We start from the raw sequence: 17,085 nt of genomic DNA, 5'->3' as shown, positions 1-17,085 counted from the left end.
ACAGCCAGCTGTAACTATGGATATACAATCGCAAAATATTTTCAATAAAGACCTCATTCTCCGTGAGCGGTTAGCTATTGAAAGAACTGCAATGGCAAATGACGCCACTTTATTAGCCTTTATCCGTACTTCTCTGTATTTCTCAATAGCAGGCATGAGTATAAACAGATTGCTGAATATAAGTTACGGGTTACTGATTGAAACAGTTTTTTGGGCAGTTGCATTTTTTATTCTGGCATTTGGTATACTTAAATACCTGAAACAGAAAAAAAGCCTGAAGGATAGTGAAAAACACATTGGCGATTATAAGTTGATCCGGGAGTCTGAATGATAAAATCAGGCATTTCATTGAAACTTTCTGTTAAAGAAATTGTTACGGCCACTTTATTCATGTGTAACCTTTGTTACCAAAAAACCCGTTGGTGAAATTTACTTTTGTTTTAATATAATAACTGATTGATAAGACTCCTGACGTTGACAGAAAATAAAATACAGCAGCAATAAACCAAGTTCCCCTGGCAATTCTTTAAAAGAAAATAACAGACTTACTAGAGAAAAAAATATAAGCTGTGCAGCAGGCAGCACAAGTAACAGTAAAAAATATAAATGGTTTTTTTTTTCATACATAGTAATCCATTATCCGGTTAAAACAGGGTAATTAAAAAATCACAGAATAAAATTCAAACAATGAGCATCTTTCAAAATTTATTTGGTGGCGGACAAACCCCGGATTTAAAAACCATTATCGAACAGGGTGCCTTTTTAGTAGATGTAAGAGGAACTGGAGAGTTTGCACAAGGCAGTGTGCCGGGAGCAGTTAATATTCCTCTGGACTCATTGACATCACAACTGTCAAAATTTAAAGACAAAGAAAATATTATTGTGTTTTGCAGAAGTGGTAACCGAAGCGGACAGGCTAAATTACTCCTGGAGGAAAACGGCTTTCAAAATGTGGTTAACGGCGGCACCTGGGAAAATGTAAATCAATTTGTACTATGAAAACAGTAAGCTTATTGTCATTGCTGTTGCTGATGTCATCAGTAATAATATCCTGCTCAGACTCTTCTGCATCAGAGAGCAATGTAAACAGCCGTGTAGTTTTACCCCAGACTGGTAAAACTATTATAGTAGATGTTCGTACATCCCGGGAATGGGTTAACGACGGTCATGCTGATTGCGCTGTTAATTATCCGTTAGATGAATTGAGCAGCAAAATTGAAACGCTGAAGTCCTATGATAAAGTAGTTGTGGTATGCCGTAGCGGCAACAGGGCAAATGCGGCCAAAGAAATGCTTGAACAGAGCGGTATCGGAGTTGTTGAAAATAAAGGTGCCTGGCAAAATATTGATTGCAAATAAATAACACACTGAATCATAAAAGGATGGAAAAATTAAAAATACTCATACCTACAGATTTTTCTGTGCAGGCAGAATTTGCTTACCTGATGGTAAAAAAACTGGAAGAGAAAACTCCGGTCGATATTCATTTTCTGCATGTATTGAACGTGCCGGACACTGTAACAATGAATGCCAAAGGTGAAATTGAAACATGCGGTGAAATTGATGTAAAATATGTGGTTACTCAAAAAGAAATAGCCGAACGGAAACTGGCGAACCTTAAAACCCTTTATGGAAATGAAATTACCAGTCATTTTGTATTAGGTAAAGTAACGGATGCTATTTTAACCTTTGCTGAAATCAATCACTTTGATTTGATTGTTATGGGTACAAAAGGTTCAAGTGGTATAAAGGAAAAATTATCCGGTTCTGAAACACAGATAATAGCCCGCAAATCAAAGATCCCCTTACTCTCTTTAATGTGCGATCGCTCCGATCTCAACATACAGAACATATTACTTGTGCATAACTTTTCTAACCCCGCCAAAGAAAATCTGCAGTTGATGCAGAAACTGATCAGGGCATTTAACACGAAGTTTCATTTACTTCAAATTACATCAGGAAATGTGGAAGCTGAAAAACCTCTTGTAGAAGCAAACATGAAAAAATTTGCAGAGCTGAATGATTTAGTCAGTTACCAGTGTCATTTAATTAATGATAAAGATGTTGAGAAAGGTGTAATTCACTTTAACCAGATGAAAAATATGGATATCATCTGCATCGGCACGCATGGCAAGGCCGGTCTGTTTCATCATAGTGCAACCGAAAAGCTCATTAATCATCTTTTTAAACCCATCATTTCATTTCACTTAAATTAATTCAACAGCAGACGAATGATAGATTTTATAACACAACCATGGTCTTGGTGGTTTTCGGGAAGTTTAATTGCAGCCATCATGTTCTTCTTATTGTACTTCGGTCAATCATTTGGATTTTCGGCCAACCTGAGAACAATCTGTGCAGCAGCAGGATTAGGAAAGAAAGCCAGGTTCTTTGATTTTAACTGGAAAAGTCAAACATGGAATTTAGTTTTTTTAGTTGGCGCAATTGTTGGCGGTTTTATTGCAAAACAGTTTCTGTCAACAGATGCACCAGTAGAAATTTCACAGGCAACCATCGATGATTTAAGCAAGTTAGGTATTGCAGCACCCACTTCTTTGCAACCTGTCGAACTTTTTGGTTTAGATGCTATCCTCTCAATAAAAGGATTTCTTATTCTGGCAACAGGTGGCCTCATGGTTGGCTTTGGCGCCAGGTACGCCGGCGGTTGCACATCAGGTCATGCTATAAGTGGCTTGTCTGATTTACAGGTACCTTCTCTCATTGCAGTTATTGGTTTTTTATTGGTGGTCTTGTAATGACTTTCTTTGTTCTTCCTTTATTATTTTGATTGTATGAAGTTTATAAAATTTTTAGTGCTCGGTATTGTGTTCGGTATTGTTATGGCTAAATCAGAAGCTATCTCCTGGTTCAGGATACAGGAGATGTTCCGCTTTCAGGCATTTCATATGTATGGTATTATTGGCATAGCGGTTATTCTGGGTGTTACCGAGTTACATTAATAAAGAAATTCAAAATAAGAGACTTTCATGGCAACCCGATATTATTTCATCCAAAAGAAAAATCATTCATACGCTATATAGCCGGCGGCACTATTTTCGGATTGGGCTGGGCTTTAAGCGGTGCCTGCCCCGGGCCAATGGTAGTAAATATTGGCTATGGTTTTTTATCAATGGGTATTGTATTCTTTTTTGCGATAGCCGGAACTTATTTATACGGGCGCTTCAGAGATAAAATACCGCATTAATTTTTAAATGAATGCTTATGCACAACGAACAGGATGAAAATAAAATGCCGCAGCGGCTTGTTTCAGTAATCAACAAATTGATGTTGATTATTGCTGTATTGATTATTGGCCTCATTGCCCTGCCATTCATTATTTTCCGGGCCAATGAAACCGATCAACCGAAAGAAAAAATACAGGCGGGAGAAGCAACAGCCGATACTCCAAAAAAAGATGCCACTGCTTACTGGATGGCACCGGATATTTTATCAATAGAAAATGAGCAACAAAAAGAACAGGTGCAGTATGGCAAAGAGTTAATTGTACATACCGCAAAATATTTTGGGCCCAATGGTTCTGTTCTGAAAATAAGCAATGGATTAAATTGTCAGAACTGTCATTTGCAGGCAGGCACAGCTGTGTTTGGTAATAATTATGGTTCTGTTGCATCGCTCTATCCAAAATTCAGAGCCAGAAGCGGCAGTACTGAAAATATTTACAAAAGAATAAATGATTGTTTTGAACGCAGTTTAAATGGTAAAGCAATCGACACTTCCGGTAAAGAAATGCAGGCCATTGCAGCTTATATAAATTTTTTAGGAACGAATGTAGAAAAAGGAAAAAAGGCAGAAGGTTCAGGATTTAAAGACCTTGTTTTTTTAGACCGTGCTGCCGATCCTGCTAAGGGGCAGGCAGTTTACACAGCTAAATGCCAGAGCTGCCACCAGTCAAATGGAGAAGGCATGCTTACCGGCGATAAAACAGAATTTACTTTTCCTGCCTTATGGGGAAAAAGCAGTTTTAATGATGGCGCCGGTCTTTACAGGATCAGCAACTTTGCCAAATATGTAAAATATAATATGCCGCAGGGATCTACTTATGAAAATCCTCAGCTTACCGATGAAGAAGCATGGGATGTTGCCGCATTTGTATTAACTCAAAAAAGGCCCCATATCAATGTACCAAAAGACTGGCCCGATAAATCAAAAAAACCGATTGATCATCCTTTTGGACCTTACGCAGACAACTTTTCTGAACAGCAGCATAAGTTTGGTCCGTTTATACCAATAGCAGAAGAGCAAAAGAAAAAGGAAGCAGAAGCAAAGAAGACAACGATTGCAACATCAAAAAAGTAACCATTAAAAATTTGCCGGTATGAATAACAACAGAAGAGGTTTTATAAAACAACTAAGCACCATTGGTGGAGCCGGGTTACTGGCTTCTGTACCGATCATCTCAGCTGCAGAATCACTCGTGAATAAGAAAGAAGCTGAAATATCTTCTGATGACAAGCCCTTTACGATTTCCATTTTACAAACTACAGATGTGCATTGCCAGGTTCATCCCCATGATGAATTTTTTTGGGAAAATGAAAAGGCTGTATTTCGTAAAACCGGTGGTTATGCACACTTAGCTACTTATCTGCAGCAGGAAAGAAAAAACAACCCGCATACATTTTTAATTGATACCGGAGATATGTTTCAGGGTAGCGAACTGTCTGTAAAAACAACAGGTAAAGCAATGGTACCAATCTTAAATGCATTGGGTTACGATTTATACCTGCCCGGAAACTGGGAAGTAATTTATTATAAAAAGGCTATGCAAACTTTATTGGGATCATTAAATGCTCCAAAAGTTTGCGCCAACATGTATCATGATTTAGGACAGGGCAAAAAGGGTGAACTTATTTTTCCACCCTACTATATCTGGAATATTAATGGAGTAAAAATTGGTTTTTTAGGATATACTGATCCGCTGGTTCCATTAAGGCAGTCGCCCAATTACAGCAAGGGAATTATATATACAAAGCCCGAAGAAAACCTGGCACATTATGCAGATGTATTGCGTAACCAGGAGCAGTGTGCCTATGTGCTCATTGTGGCGCATTTAGGATTATCTCAGCAAATACATTTGGCAAATTTAAAAGAGTGTGAGGGAGTTGATTATATTCTTGGAGGCGATACACATGAAAGAGTGCGCAAACCAATTCAATGCAAATACAGCAAGGTGGTTGAACCGGGAGCGTTCGGTTCTTTCGTTGGTAAACTCAGTCTTACTATACAAAATGGCAAAGTAATAAAAGATAACTATGAGCTGGTAGAAATAACGGCAGATAAATACAAACCATCCAAAGCAATGGTTGAGCTGATTAAAGAAAATGAAAAACCATTTGCAAAAGATATTTATACTGTTGCCGGTTACAGTACCATTCCACTCTACAGATATTTTGTTGTAGAAAACCCGATTGATACAATGATACTGGATGCATTGAAATGGAAAGTACCCGAAATCGACATTGTATTCTCAAATGGTTTTCGATTTTGCCCTCCACGGACTACACCGGATCACACAGGAAATATTCCAATAACAGACGGATATATTTATGATATGTTTCCAGTTGATAGTACTGTAAGAACAGGAACGGTTACCGGGAAACAGATACTGCAGTGGTTAGAAAATGAGCTCAACAATGTTTTTGCCAAAGAAGCATCTGAAAGATTTGGTGGCTGGGTAATTAAATTTAAAGGAATGAAAGTAGCCTTTAATGCATTTGGAGAAAAAGGCAAAAGAGTGCAACAGGTTACCGTGGCAAATAAACCGCTTGATGTAAACAAAACCTATAAAATCTGCGCTTGCGAAAGAGATGGTGACCCAAGCGATATGCTTTGCAGGATGAGGAATGTAGCAGATGCAAAAAACACCAACAATACCTTGCATTCTGTTATGAAAGCTTACCTCGCAGCTAATTCACCTGTTACGCCAACAGTAACTGAAAACGCCGACATTCTTGATGCACCGCAAACTTTACTTACACAGGTAACAGGGGTAGATTATAAATTTCACTGATCAAAATAAAAAAATGAAAAAAAAATAATAGCAGCAGTTCTTGTTTTAAGTATAGTAATGGCAGGATATGCTCAAACAGGCAAACAACCATCTTTCCCTGTTGAAAAGATGGCAGGAAATAAAATTGAACACAGGATTGTATTTCAACTTACGACTGATGATACACTTGCTCACAAGGCTTTAATGAAACAGTTGAACAACATCCTTACAGTTTCACCTGACACGAATATTGAAGTGGTATGCCATGGTCCCGGTTTAAGTATGTTGGTGCTGGGTAAAACAACCGTACAGGAAAAAATTCAGCAAATGAAAATGAAGGGTGTGGCATTTGTTGCCTGTGAGTTTTCGATGAATGAAAGAAATGTATCCAGAGATAAAATAATACCCGAAGCTGGCTTTGTAAAAGCAGGCATTATTGAAATTGTATCAAAACAGGAAAAAGGCTGGAGTTATATTAAATCAGGGTTTTAATACCATAAAACCCTGCAGTATAAAAAATGAAAAGAATTATAATAGCAGTAATTGTATTGCTCACAGGAATTAGTGTAAGTGCCCAGCATCAGGAAATTTCAGAAAAACCGGAAACCTATAAGGGCAGGCAGGTGCAGGCAGAAGATTCCGTTTCCCTGCTGTCTGCGTTTAAAAGGGGGCATTTTAACGGGCATTTCCGTTATTATTTTATGAATACACAAAATCAAAAAGGGCTTACTGATTATTACGCAAATGCAGCAGGTGGCGGATTGAGGTATGAAACAGCAAAATTCCATGGCTTTCAGTTTGCAGTAAGCGGCTTTTATACATTTAATATTGGCTCTTCCGATTTGGGAAAAACAGATAGTTCTACAGGCCAGACAAACCGGTATGAAATTGCTTTGTTTGACGTAGAAAATCCATACAACAAAAAAGATATTGACAGGCTGGAAGAATTTTACATTAAATACAATTATAAAAAATCAAACATTGTTTTTGGCAGGCAATTACTCAACACGCCATTTATTAATCTGCAGGATGGCAGAATGAGGCCTACAGGTGTTGAAGGATTGTGGTTTGAGCTGAATGAAATTAAGAAAACAAAAATTGAAGCTGGATGGATTTATGCCATATCACCAAGAGGAACAACGAAATGGTATGATCCGGGAGAGTCGATAGGTCTGTATCCCGCTGGTGTAAATATTGATGGCACAAAATCTCAGTACCCCAATAATTTAAAAAGCAAGGGTGTATTCATGCTTGGAGTACAAACTGAACTTAGCAAATATGTAAAAATGCAGGGCTGGAATTTATTTACTGAAAATATTTTCAATACGGCTATGCTGCAAACAGATCTTCAATTCCCGCTGAAAAACAAAAGTTTTGTTTTTGCAGCAATGCAGGTAATAAAACAGGATGCAATCAGGGATGGCGGTAACCAGGATGCAGTAAAAACATACTTTGAAGCAAATGGAAAATCCTTAAGTTTTGGAACAAAAGCAGGATGGAAAAACAGGCAATGGGAAGCAAGCATTAATTATAACCGTATAACAGGCAGCGGCCGGTATTTAATGCCCCGGGAATGGGGACGGGAACCCTTCTTTACTTTCTTACCCAGGGAAAGGAATGAAGGTTTTGGCGATGTAAATGCGGTTATGGGCAAGATAAACTACACGATTCCAAAACTGAGAGTAAAAACATCGTTGGCTGCAGGTTATTATAAGTTGCCCGATGTTAAAAATTACCGGTTGAATAAGTATGGCCTGCCCTCCTATACACAGATGAATGCTGATATCCGTTATTCCTTTACAGGAATTTTAAAAGGATTAGAAGCCCAGTTATTAGTAGTGGGCAAACTGAACCGGGGCGAAACATATAATAACAAACGCTTTGAATTTAACAAGGTAGACATGCTATTGTATAATTTTGTAATGAATTATCATTTTTGAATAACATGACAAGCAAAGCAATCTTTGATTCAACCTTTGAACCTGCCTTGATAAAAGAAATGTACCAGTTTGGTGAAATCAAGTATTTTAAAGAAGGCGATGTTATCCTGGATTATGGCAAGTATATCCGGATGATGCCACTTATTGTAAAAGGCACGGTTAAGGTATTCAGGATGGATGAAAATGGCAATGAAATTCTGCTCTACTATTTATCCAGCAATGAAACCTGTTCTATGGCATACAGTTGCTGCGTAGAAGCTAAAAAGAGTGAAGTAAAAGCAATTGCTGAGGATGATGTTGAATTAATAGCCATACCGCATATTAAATTGGATGAATGGCTCTGTAAATATCCAAGCTGGAAAAACTATATCATGCATAGTTTTAATGTACGTTTCCTTGAACTACTGAAATCCATTGAAACAATTGCTTTTCATAAATTAGACGAACGTCTTATTTCCTATCTCAAAGAAAAACAACGTCTTTCAGGCTCCAATGTTATTAAAGGATCGCATTATCTTATCGCTGACGAACTGGCTACATCAAGGGTGGTAATATCCCGCCTGTTAAAGCAACTGGAAAATGATAAAAAAATTATTCTCTACCGAAATGAAATAAAATTACTGAAGGAGTTTAATTCATAACAGATTTAATCCGGGGCTGTGAATAGGTAATCTGCATTTACTGCACACACAGGAAAGAGTATTCGGTCACTGTAAACAATTAAGCTGACAATCAGCCTCAGTCAATTTACTGCTATTAAACAAATGCTGCACAGGGAAAGAGGGCAACCTCAGATTTTCAAAACTACATCATATCTCCTACCGGCAACTTCCAGCTTCCCGTTCAATCTCCCTTTTTTTTGATTCACGGATTATTTTTTTAACTTACCGGAAATAATAACCAATCAACATGTTTACTACCAACAAAAACAAAGCAGTGGTACTTGTATGCCTCACTGCATTCATTGCATTGGGCTTAACCGCCTTTACACCCGGAGCCGAAAAGAAAAGCAAACAGGCAGAATTTAAAAATCTCCAGGTGTTGCCAAAAGATATTACGAAGGAGCAGTTAGATAAAATAATGCGTGGCTTTAACGGCGCATTAGGTGTAAAATGCATTAACTGTCATGTACACGAAGGCGATGACTTTAAACAGGGATGGGATTATGCAGCAGACACAAAGGATGATAAAAAAATTGCCCGTGAAATGCTGAAGATGACAATCAGCATCAACTCTACCTATTTCAATTTTGAAAATTCTGAGCGGCCCGATACCATCAGGGTGGTAAGCTGTAATACCTGCCACAGAGGTATTCAGCATCCCGATGCAAAAGGAATACAGGAGCAGATGGGCAGTATGCAAAAAATACAGAATCCAGCACCGCCTCCACCAGCACCTGCAAACAAACAATAAACGAATACAAATAAAAAAAGGCTCATGTTGAATGAGCCTTTTTTTTATGGAGTCTTACACCTTTGATTTTTGTCTCAATCTCTTCTTCTTGTTTTATTTAAGTACCACTTATTTTTATACAACTCATAAGCATAACCCTTGTTTACAGAACTATCTCCTGTGGGAGTTTTAAGTCTCATTAAATATGGCGGCTCGTCAGCATAAAATGGGTTTATATACACGTTTTCGAAACTGTCCACAGCTAAAAAATAAAAATCGTATTTCCTAATCGTATTGACAGCATTAATAATTTCATCTTTAGTTAGATACTCTTGCACTTTAGATTTTTCTAAATTGGTTTTATCAATATTCGTTACAGATTTCTTTTGTAAGCTAAACGTAACAAAATAAACAGGACGATTTCCCCCAAACCTATCAACAATATATACTATTTCATCCAAGCCCTTACTTCTTAATGCAATAGAGATGTCTTTAAATTCGTCAAATCTAACATCATTATATTTTGATATAAACATATCAATATCATCATTAGAAATATGATGATTATAGCAGGAAGAAAAAATTATAAAAAAATACACAAGTATAGTGAAACGCAACATGCCCATATTTATTAATTATTTTTTCATTCATTGCTTTTATAATTCTATAACGACGCTTTGGTCGCTGACCAACAATACTTTCTTTTCATAAAAGTTAGGTCACTGGTGTAACCATATTAATTACTCTTACAACCGAAATCAATTTTTGCCAACAAAATTTTCTTTTTCCCTTTTATTACAAAAACTTCGTCTTTTCCTGTTTGCTTACTAAGAGTATCGTTTACATTTATTTTATTATAAATGCCGCTGATATCAAGAGCAAGGTTTAATTTTTCAATTCTAAAGTCTTTGATATCTTTTATTTCAATAGTTGGAAAAGAATGCTGTGATGAATCAATGTATTTTTTTAGCACAACACCGTCTAAGCTTATCTTCAGAAACTCTTTATAAGTAATACATCTGCTGTCTTTCGATAACTGTGGTATCACAAAACGTATAATAAAAAATAAGATTAAAACAAGAGGCAAAACGATATAATATATTTTTTTTACCAAAATAGAGGCTATTATTTTATTTAAAGATCAGCATTTGATCAGTTTTTATTAAAACTTAAAATTCAACGTCACACTCGGTATAATCGGAAACAGTGAAACCTGTAAAGCTTCTACCTCTAAATTTCCCTGCAACGGATTTCCTGTCTGATCGTAATAAATAAAATAAGGATTCTGCCGGCTGTAGGCATTGTACACACTGAACACCCACTCTGCTTTCATCTTTCGTACTTTCTTTGGCTGCGGTGTATAAATTGCTGCTAAATCTAACCGGTGATAAGCAGGCAAACGGTATTGATTAATACGGCTGTACTGCTGCGTTAATACTCCATCTACCAAAAAAAATCGTTCGGGTAAAGTGAATGAGCTGCCTGTACCATATACAAACACAGCAGAGTATTTCCATTTCTTTCCTTTCTGGTAATTGGCAACAACACTCAGGTCGTGACGGCGGTCATAACGGCCGGGATATTTATCTCCATCATTCAGCTGCGGAAAACGTCGCCATGTCCATGATAAAGTATAACCGATCCATCCGGTGAAATTTCCTCTTGCCTTGTTTACATAAAACTCAGCGCCATAACTCCATCCTTTCCCGAATACAAAACTTTCTTCAGGATCACCAATGCCGGGTGTATAACCTTCTTTGTATTCAATCTGGTTCTGCATGGTTTTGAAATACAGTTCAACCGATGTTTCCCACATATTGTCTTTAAAATTTTTAAAGAGCCCGGTTGCATACTGCCAGCCGATCTGCGGTTTTACACGGTGCGTACTCGGCACCCAGATATCTGTTGGCAGGGTTGTTCCTGCATTACTTACCAAATGAATAAACTGCAGGTTCCTGGTAATGGCTGCTTTAATGGATGTTTCATCATCGAGTGCATAACGGAAAGTAATGCGTGGTTCAAGTCCGCCATAATCAGCAACACTCTTTGCTTTTCCGTACACGGTACTGTCTAACTTATTTCCATTTTCATCTTTTACATACAATGTGTACGGACCAATCTGCTGAAATAAACTGTAACGTACACCATAGTTGATTTTCAGTTGATCATTTACTTCCCAATCGTCCATGATATAAGCAGACAGTTCATTTGCAAATTTATTGTTCACTGTTTGCGGTTCAAACACCACGTCACCACTCTTACCACTGGTGGTCTGCGGGTTGAAACGATGGAAGGTATAATTCAATCCATACTTCAACTGGTGACCGGTTACGGGGTAATAATCAAAATCAATTTTTGTGGTGATATCACGGATGGCTGAATTAAACTTTATTTCAAAATTGCTTTGTGCACCTTCAAAGGCAAACTGGTAATCGTTCCACACAACAGATGTGTTGGCAAATAATTTACTGCTGAACACATGGTTCCATCGCACTGTTCCTGTTGAATTACCCCAGGGTATTCTTGCATTAAAACTCCGTTCCTTATTCTTGAAAGTAAATACATCACGTCCGAAATAACCGCTCATGAACAAACGGTCTTTCTCTGAAAATTTATAATTGAACTTGGTATTAAGATCATAGAAATAATAACCGCTGCCATAAAAGGAACTTTCCTTTTTTATAAACGGCTTGGCCAATACATCAATATAGGTTCGCCTTGCAGAAATAATAAAGGATGCTTTCTCTTTTACAATTGGCCCCTGTATAGAAACTCTCGAAGCAATGGTGCCAATCCCTCCTTCTACCTGGTACTTTTTATTGTTACCATCTTTCATAGCAACATCCACCACGCTGCTGATGCGGCCACCATAGTTGGCGGGCATTCCACCTTTAATGAGTGTCACATTTTTTAATGCATCACTGTTGAACACAGAAAAGAATCCAAACAAATGGCCGGGATTATATACCACTGCATCATCTAATAAAATTAAATTCTGATCGGGACCGCCACCACGCACATATAAACCACTGTTGCCTTCACCTGCATTACGAACACCGGGCAAGAGTTGCAATACTTTCATAGGATCAACTTCACCTGCAAAAGCAGGAACAGAACGGATCTGGTTCATGCTCAGTTCAAACTTTCCCATCTGTGCAGCCTTCACATTCAGATCTCTTTTTTTGGAATACACAATCACTTCCTGTGAAATGGAAATACGGGGCATCATATCAAAATTAAATTGCCTGTTGGAGTTTAATTCAATCTCTACTTCCTTCGCTGCATAACCAACATGAGAAACGGATAATGTATACGTCCCCTGCTCTAAGGTGATAGAATAAAAACCATATTGATTGGAACTGATGCTCTTGGTTCGGCCTTTTACGGAAATGGTTGCACCAATAATAGTTTCATTACTGGAACTGTCTTTCACATAACCGCTGATGGTAAATTTTTCCTGCGCCTTTAAAGGCTGCAGAAGAACAAAAAAAAGCAGTAAGCCAACAAGATGTTTTAAATGGTTCATAGTATGTTAAACATTCAACTTAGACTTAAAGTTCAAAGTAAGCTCTGCGAATTACAGCTTCTTCATACATCCCAACTACGCTAAGGCTTCGTCGGGCAGGCGTACTTCGTACTTCATACATCCGGCATAACTAAAATTTCAGCGTTTCCTTTGTTTCACCGCAGGTAAGCATTTTTTTCCCAAAGTATGGATTACGGATACTGTCGGCATTGCTTAACCAGTAAGCACCTTTGTTATCAAATGCCATGGGGCAATACTGATAATAAATTGTTACCCCTGCAGGTTTAATTACCCGGAGCATATCATAAAATGCATTAGAGATCATTTCAAAAGATTCTCTTTTCTTTTCCATATCATTTTCGCCCAGCATCCCGGTAATTTCAGCAGACACATCACCCGGTCTTCCGTAAATACTTGAAAAGCCTAAGGAATCATTCTTCTGCACTTCATCCAGTTTCAAACTGTCAAGCAGGGTTTTCAGTTGAGTTCCTGCCTCATTCACTTTTACAGCATCTGTTGCCACAAACGCATCTTTTAAACTGTAATAAGCATTTAATGTGGAATTGATTGACTGACTGAATGCTTCTGTATACGTATAAGCAGCTTTTACTACCGGTTCAGTTGCAGTGGTTTCTGTCTTTTCATCTTTGTTTTTACAGGCGGCAAATAATACAATAAGAGAGAGGATGATAGATGTATTCTTCATTAAAAAAGTTTTGCCAAAGTTAATTGATTTGAACTTTAGCCCTTCTCCCTTTTGACGAATGGCTTACTTGTACTTTGAAGCTCATGGATAGTATGATCACTGCCAAAGGATTATATATAAAATCGAGTGCCAAACTCTTGAGCGAAGTAGTACCTTTGCACACAATTTTAAAAATATGTTAGCAGGTTTTCAGAATTTGACCTTTGAATTTGGAGCAAGAGCAATTGTGGAAGATGCCACCTGGCATATTCAACCCAATGAACGGATTGGCCTTATTGGTTTTAACGGTACGGGTAAATCTACCCTGCTGAAATTACTGGTAGGCGAATTCCTGCCTTCGAAGGGCGAAGTGATCCGTGGCCGGAACACCAGTATCGGTTACCTGCACCAGGATCTGTTGAGTTTTGATACCAGTGAATCTATTTTACAGGTTGCATTGGGTGCTTTTGAAAATGTGCTGCTGCTGGAAAAAGAAATAGAAGAACTCGGAATACAGTTGGAGAAAAATCATGAAGATGAAGCATTGCTTCACCTCTACTCCGATAAGCTGCATGAAATGGATACGCTGGATGGCTACAATATCCATCACAAAACAGAAGAAATTTTACAGGGACTCGGTTTTGCCAACAAAGATCTTCAACGCCCTTATAAGGAATTCAGTGGTGGATGGCGTATGCGTGTATTGCTGGCAAAAATGATCCTGCAGCAGCCTGATTTGTTATTACTTGATGAACCGACAAACCATCTTGATTTGCCGAGTATTGAATGGCTGGAAAAATACCTGTTGCATTACCAGGGTTCGGTAATCATTGTATCGCATGATCGCTGGTTTCTTGACCGTATGGTAACAAAGATTGTAGAAGTGTTTCAGCAGGGTCTTCATATTTACGGTGGTAATTATTCTTACTACCAGAAAGAAAAAGAGCTGCGTATGGATCTGCAGCAAAAAGCATTTGAAAATCAACAGGATTTTATCCGTCAGCAGGAACGTTTTATTGAACGCTTCCGGGCAAAAGCAAGTAAAGCCGCTGCTGCACAAACTGCTATTAAAAAATTAGAAAAGCTGGATGTAATTGAAGCGCCCAGTAATGACCGTCCAAGTATCCGCATCAACTTTTCCATTGATAAAACACCGGGCAAAGTGTTGTGTGAATTGAAGCATGTAACCAAACATTTTGGTGAAACAAAAATTGTAACCAACAGCAGTGCTGAAATAGAACGTGGTGATAAGATAGCATTGATTGGCGCCAACGGAAAGGGTAAGTCTACCCTGTTGCGGATCATTGCCGGTGCAGAAAAATTTGAAGGCGAACGCAAATGGGGACATAATGTTGAAGAAAGTTTTTACGCCCAGCATCAATTAGAAGCATTAGACCTCAATCTTACATTGATTGATGAAATGAAAAACTGCGGCAGCAAAAAAACCGACCAGGAATTAAGAACCCTGCTGGGATGTTTTTTATTCAGCGGTGATGATGTGGAGAAGAAGATCAAAGTATTAAGCGGCGGTGAAAAAGCCAGAATTGCCCTGGCAAAAACCATTATCAGTAAAGCCAACTTCCTGTTGCTCGATGAACCGACGAACCATCTTGATATGCACTCAGTTGAGTTATTGATTGAAGCATTGAATAAATACCAGGGTAGTATCATTCTTGTAAGTCACGATCGTTTCTTTGTTGCACAAACAGCCAATAAGATCTGGGAAATTGTGGATGAAGAAATTAAAGAATTTAAAGGCACTTATACTGAATATTTAGAGTGGAAAGAACGAATGGCAAAAAAACAACAAGCCGATAGTAAAGAGTCATTAGCCATTAGTGAAAAGAAAGTTGAGATTAAAAAAACAGTTGAGCAAAAGCCGGTGAGTGTTCAACAACCGGCACATAACGATACGAAACAGGTCATCAATAAAGAAGCAAAGAAAGAATTGCAGAAGCAGCAACGCATTTTGCAGCAGCTGGAAGAAAAGATTACCGCAACTACGCAACAAAAAGACAAACTGGAGCAACAACTGTCGGAGCCAGATACCTATTCTGATAAAAATAAATTTGTGCAGACTGAAGCGGGTTATCAAAAACTTGCCAGCGACCTTGCACAATTCAACAAAGAATATGAGCAGGTGTTTGAAAAAGTAATGGAGCTGGAAAGTAAGATGACAGGATAAAAGCTATTAGCCATTAGCTGTAAGCTTCAAGCAAAAAAAGCCATCCCTAAGAATAAGGACGGCGTATTTACCTATAAGAGAACCAACAGTGCGTTGAATATATTTACAGTGACTGTTCACTCACAATACGGAATGAACCATCATTATTGATTTGTTTAATACGGTAGTAAGATTTTACTCCGGGTGTTTGCTTTACTTTATAAGAATATGTAAAAGAATTGTCTGCAGAAAAGCCTCCCAGGATAACAGCTGCTGATTTGTATGTAATGTTATCGGTGCTGCTTTCAATTTCATAATAAATTTCTTTTGGCTCACTTTGAGCCTTCCACTCAAGCATTACAAAAGAACCCTTCTGTCCAAACTGAACATCATATACTTTGGGCCACTCGGCAGAAGTAACTGGAAAATTAAAAGCAAATCCTGTGTTGATAAACAGAAGGATGAATAAGGTGCACAGTACGGGTACAAGTTTCGTTTTCATATATACACAAATTGATAAAACAATTATTATAGGATTGGAATCAATTTGGTTCAAAAAAGGATTTGGAACGGATTATCAGGATAACTGATGGAAATTGAAAACGGGGTAATAGTTGGATAGTTTCAGGGCCGGTATCAATTCTGACCGTAAAAATACTGTCTTTTTTCATCTAACCAAGCTTTTGCCAAAGTTTTTTTCATTCTTTCTTCATTGATGATGATGAACTTATTGTAAACCCTTACTCAGCATGCTTTTGCGCTTAAAAAGATTATTTGTATGCCGGTTAATAATTAAACTTCATTCCCATACAAACAAAAAAGTAAGAAGGAATATAATTAGCCGAATAGTAAAACCTCCCCTTCTGAAAACTCTTGGTATTGTATTCAATGCCTGCAATCCAGGAATGTGTGTTTAATTCTTTATGCACGGACGATCTCTGAACTCTCACAACTCCTCCATACAAATGAATAGCATCCGTAAGTCTTTGTCCAGCCTTTAAGCTGAAAAAAACCGGTTGTTCCGGGTTGAAAATTGCAAAGTAACCTGTACTGATGGTTGTGTTCTTGAGAGTATATCCAACTGACATATCTCCTCCAAAATTTGCCTGTTTCGCCAGACCTACTCCCCCCTGGAAATAAATCTGGCCATACGATAAGCCGCTGCTGAGAAGTAAAAAGAAAATTAAAATTGTTTGTTTCATGGTAACCGATGTTTATCTGCTGATATATAAAAGCAATATTGCCCAACTCATTACACATACTAACTGGAATGCGTTAATAATTGCAGAAGCAGAAAAACCATGTTGACGGGAATAAGGAGATAAGGCAAAAGAATAGTCAGTTTCTTTTTGCAGCATAAGCCGAAACCTCA

17 protein-coding genes and 2 pseudogenes are annotated in these 17,085 nt (G+C 37.9%); 13 read left to right on the top strand and 6 right to left on the bottom strand.

Annotated features, from left to right (window positions below):
• Positions 1–16 precede the first annotated feature (16 nt).
• The 12 genes and pseudogenes from IPK31_15725 (at position 17) to IPK31_15670 (ending at position 9,359) form a co-directional block, all read left to right on the top strand.
• Positions 17–331: a DUF202 domain-containing protein gene (locus IPK31_15725; GenBank protein ID MBK8089264.1), complete on the top strand. Its 315-nt coding sequence runs from the start codon at positions 17–19 to the stop codon at positions 329–331.
• 356 nt (positions 332–687) lie between these two features.
• Complete coding sequence (locus IPK31_15720) at positions 688–999, top strand: rhodanese-like domain-containing protein (GenBank protein ID MBK8089263.1); 312 nt, start codon at positions 688–690, stop codon at positions 997–999.
• The gene (locus tag IPK31_15715; GenBank protein MBK8089262.1) at positions 996–1,358 is read left to right on the top strand and encodes a rhodanese-like domain-containing protein; all 363 of its coding nucleotides are present in this window, start codon (positions 996–998) and stop codon (positions 1,356–1,358) included. Before IPK31_15720 ends, IPK31_15715 begins: the two co-directional genes overlap by 4 nt.
• 23 nt (positions 1,359–1,381) lie before the next feature.
• A complete protein-coding gene (locus tag IPK31_15710; GenBank protein MBK8089261.1) occupies positions 1,382–2,215 on the top strand; it encodes a universal stress protein in 834 nt (277 codons plus the stop codon).
• 15 nt (positions 2,216–2,230) lie between these two features.
• Positions 2,231–2,787: pseudogene (locus IPK31_15705) on the top strand (YeeE/YedE family protein).
• Between the two features lie 4 nt (positions 2,788–2,791).
• A pseudogene (locus tag IPK31_15700) lies at positions 2,792–3,204 on the top strand (YeeE/YedE family protein).
• A gap of 17 nt (positions 3,205–3,221) precedes the next feature.
• Positions 3,222–4,316 (top strand): c-type cytochrome, encoded by a 1,095-nt coding sequence (locus tag IPK31_15695; protein MBK8089260.1) that lies wholly within the window; start codon positions 3,222–3,224, stop codon positions 4,314–4,316.
• A 19-nt stretch (positions 4,317–4,335) separates the two neighbouring features.
• Positions 4,336–6,027 (top strand): 5'-nucleotidase C-terminal domain-containing protein, encoded by a 1,692-nt coding sequence (locus tag IPK31_15690; protein MBK8089259.1) that lies wholly within the window; start codon positions 4,336–4,338, stop codon positions 6,025–6,027.
• A 57-nt stretch (positions 6,028–6,084) separates the two neighbouring features.
• Complete coding sequence (locus IPK31_15685) at positions 6,085–6,498, top strand: DsrE family protein (GenBank protein ID MBK8089258.1); 414 nt, start codon at positions 6,085–6,087, stop codon at positions 6,496–6,498.
• A 26-nt stretch (positions 6,499–6,524) separates the two neighbouring features.
• Positions 6,525–7,946 (top strand): outer membrane porin, OprD family, encoded by a 1,422-nt coding sequence (locus IPK31_15680; protein ID MBK8089257.1) that lies wholly within the window; start codon positions 6,525–6,527, stop codon positions 7,944–7,946.
• A 5-nt stretch (positions 7,947–7,951) separates the two neighbouring features.
• Positions 7,952–8,587 carry a Crp/Fnr family transcriptional regulator gene (locus IPK31_15675; protein MBK8089256.1) on the top strand — a complete coding sequence of 212 codons (636 nt, stop codon included), beginning with the start codon at positions 7,952–7,954 and terminating at the stop codon, positions 8,585–8,587.
• Between the two features lie 268 nt (positions 8,588–8,855).
• Positions 8,856–9,359: a c-type cytochrome gene (locus IPK31_15670; protein ID MBK8089255.1), complete on the top strand. Its 504-nt coding sequence runs from the start codon at positions 8,856–8,858 to the stop codon at positions 9,357–9,359.
• Positions 9,360–9,433: 74 nt separating this feature from the next.
• Here IPK31_15670 and IPK31_15665 read toward each other — a convergent pair whose 3' ends face one another.
• The 4 genes from IPK31_15665 to IPK31_15650 all read right to left on the bottom strand — a co-directional run bounded on the left by IPK31_15665 (position 9,434) and on the right by IPK31_15650 (position 13,570).
• Positions 9,434–9,964, bottom strand: coding sequence for a hypothetical protein (locus IPK31_15665; GenBank protein ID MBK8089254.1), 531 nt, complete (start codon positions 9,962–9,964; stop codon positions 9,434–9,436).
• Positions 9,965–10,074: 110 nt separating this feature from the next.
• On the bottom strand, positions 10,075–10,452 hold the full coding sequence (locus IPK31_15660; GenBank protein MBK8089253.1) for a hypothetical protein: 378 nt from the start codon (positions 10,450–10,452) through the stop codon (positions 10,075–10,077).
• 48 nt (positions 10,453–10,500) lie between these two features.
• The gene (locus tag IPK31_15655; protein MBK8089252.1) at positions 10,501–12,864 is read right to left on the bottom strand and encodes a TonB-dependent receptor; all 2,364 of its coding nucleotides are present in this window, start codon (positions 12,862–12,864) and stop codon (positions 10,501–10,503) included.
• 130 nt (positions 12,865–12,994) lie between these two features.
• Complete coding sequence (locus tag IPK31_15650) at positions 12,995–13,570, bottom strand: DUF3347 domain-containing protein (GenBank protein MBK8089251.1); 576 nt, start codon at positions 13,568–13,570, stop codon at positions 12,995–12,997.
• 175 nt (positions 13,571–13,745) lie between these two features.
• Between IPK31_15650 and IPK31_15645 the strand changes: the two genes are divergently transcribed.
• Positions 13,746–15,734, top strand: a complete 1,989-nt coding sequence (locus tag IPK31_15645) for an ABC-F family ATP-binding cassette domain-containing protein (protein ID MBK8089250.1) — start codon at positions 13,746–13,748, stop codon at positions 15,732–15,734.
• A 103-nt stretch (positions 15,735–15,837) separates the two neighbouring features.
• Here the strand turns inward: IPK31_15645 and IPK31_15640 are convergent, their stop codons facing one another.
• Positions 15,838–16,215, bottom strand: a complete 378-nt coding sequence (locus tag IPK31_15640; GenBank protein MBK8089249.1) for a hypothetical protein — start codon at positions 16,213–16,215, stop codon at positions 15,838–15,840.
• Positions 16,216–16,498: 283 nt separating this feature from the next.
• On the bottom strand, positions 16,499–16,915 hold the full coding sequence (locus IPK31_15635) for a hypothetical protein (GenBank protein MBK8089248.1): 417 nt from the start codon (positions 16,913–16,915) through the stop codon (positions 16,499–16,501).
• Between the last annotated feature and the right edge of the window lie 170 nt (positions 16,916–17,085).

Source organism: Chitinophagaceae bacterium, assembly GCA_016713085.1.
Classification (GTDB): domain Bacteria; phylum Bacteroidota; class Bacteroidia; order Chitinophagales; family Chitinophagaceae; genus Lacibacter.
The sequence above is the reverse complement of the archived record's forward strand: the minus strand, read 5'-3'. Positions and strand labels throughout refer to the sequence as shown.

Bases quoted from the DNA above. Each gene is read 5' to 3' on its own strand.
- IPK31_15670 (MBK8089255.1), top strand. From the start codon at position 8,856: ATGTTTACTACCAACAAAAACAAAGCAGTGGTACTTGTATGCCTCACT.
- IPK31_15635 (MBK8089248.1), bottom strand. From the start codon at position 16,915: ATGAAACAAACAATTTTAATTTTCTTTTTACTTCTCAGCAGCGGCTTA.
- IPK31_15715 (MBK8089262.1), top strand. From the start codon at position 996: ATGAAAACAGTAAGCTTATTGTCATTGCTGTTGCTGATGTCATCAGTA.
- IPK31_15645 (MBK8089250.1), top strand. From the start codon at position 13,746: ATGTTAGCAGGTTTTCAGAATTTGACCTTTGAATTTGGAGCAAGAGCA.
- IPK31_15725 (MBK8089264.1), top strand. From the start codon at position 17: ATGGATATACAATCGCAAAATATTTTCAATAAAGACCTCATTCTCCGT.
- IPK31_15675 (MBK8089256.1), top strand. From the start codon at position 7,952: ATGACAAGCAAAGCAATCTTTGATTCAACCTTTGAACCTGCCTTGATA.
- IPK31_15695 (MBK8089260.1), top strand. From the start codon at position 3,222: ATGCACAACGAACAGGATGAAAATAAAATGCCGCAGCGGCTTGTTTCA.
- IPK31_15720 (MBK8089263.1), top strand. From the start codon at position 688: ATGAGCATCTTTCAAAATTTATTTGGTGGCGGACAAACCCCGGATTTA.
- IPK31_15685 (MBK8089258.1), top strand. From the start codon at position 6,085: ATGGCAGGATATGCTCAAACAGGCAAACAACCATCTTTCCCTGTTGAA.
- IPK31_15640 (MBK8089249.1), bottom strand. From the start codon at position 16,215: ATGAAAACGAAACTTGTACCCGTACTGTGCACCTTATTCATCCTTCTG.
- IPK31_15650 (MBK8089251.1), bottom strand. From the start codon at position 13,570: ATGAAGAATACATCTATCATCCTCTCTCTTATTGTATTATTTGCCGCC.
- IPK31_15690 (MBK8089259.1), top strand. From the start codon at position 4,336: ATGAATAACAACAGAAGAGGTTTTATAAAACAACTAAGCACCATTGGT.
- IPK31_15680 (MBK8089257.1), top strand. From the start codon at position 6,525: ATGAAAAGAATTATAATAGCAGTAATTGTATTGCTCACAGGAATTAGT.
- IPK31_15710 (MBK8089261.1), top strand. From the start codon at position 1,382: ATGGAAAAATTAAAAATACTCATACCTACAGATTTTTCTGTGCAGGCA.
- IPK31_15665 (MBK8089254.1), bottom strand. From the start codon at position 9,964: ATGGGCATGTTGCGTTTCACTATACTTGTGTATTTTTTTATAATTTTT.
- IPK31_15655 (MBK8089252.1), bottom strand. From the start codon at position 12,864: ATGAACCATTTAAAACATCTTGTTGGCTTACTGCTTTTTTTTGTTCTT.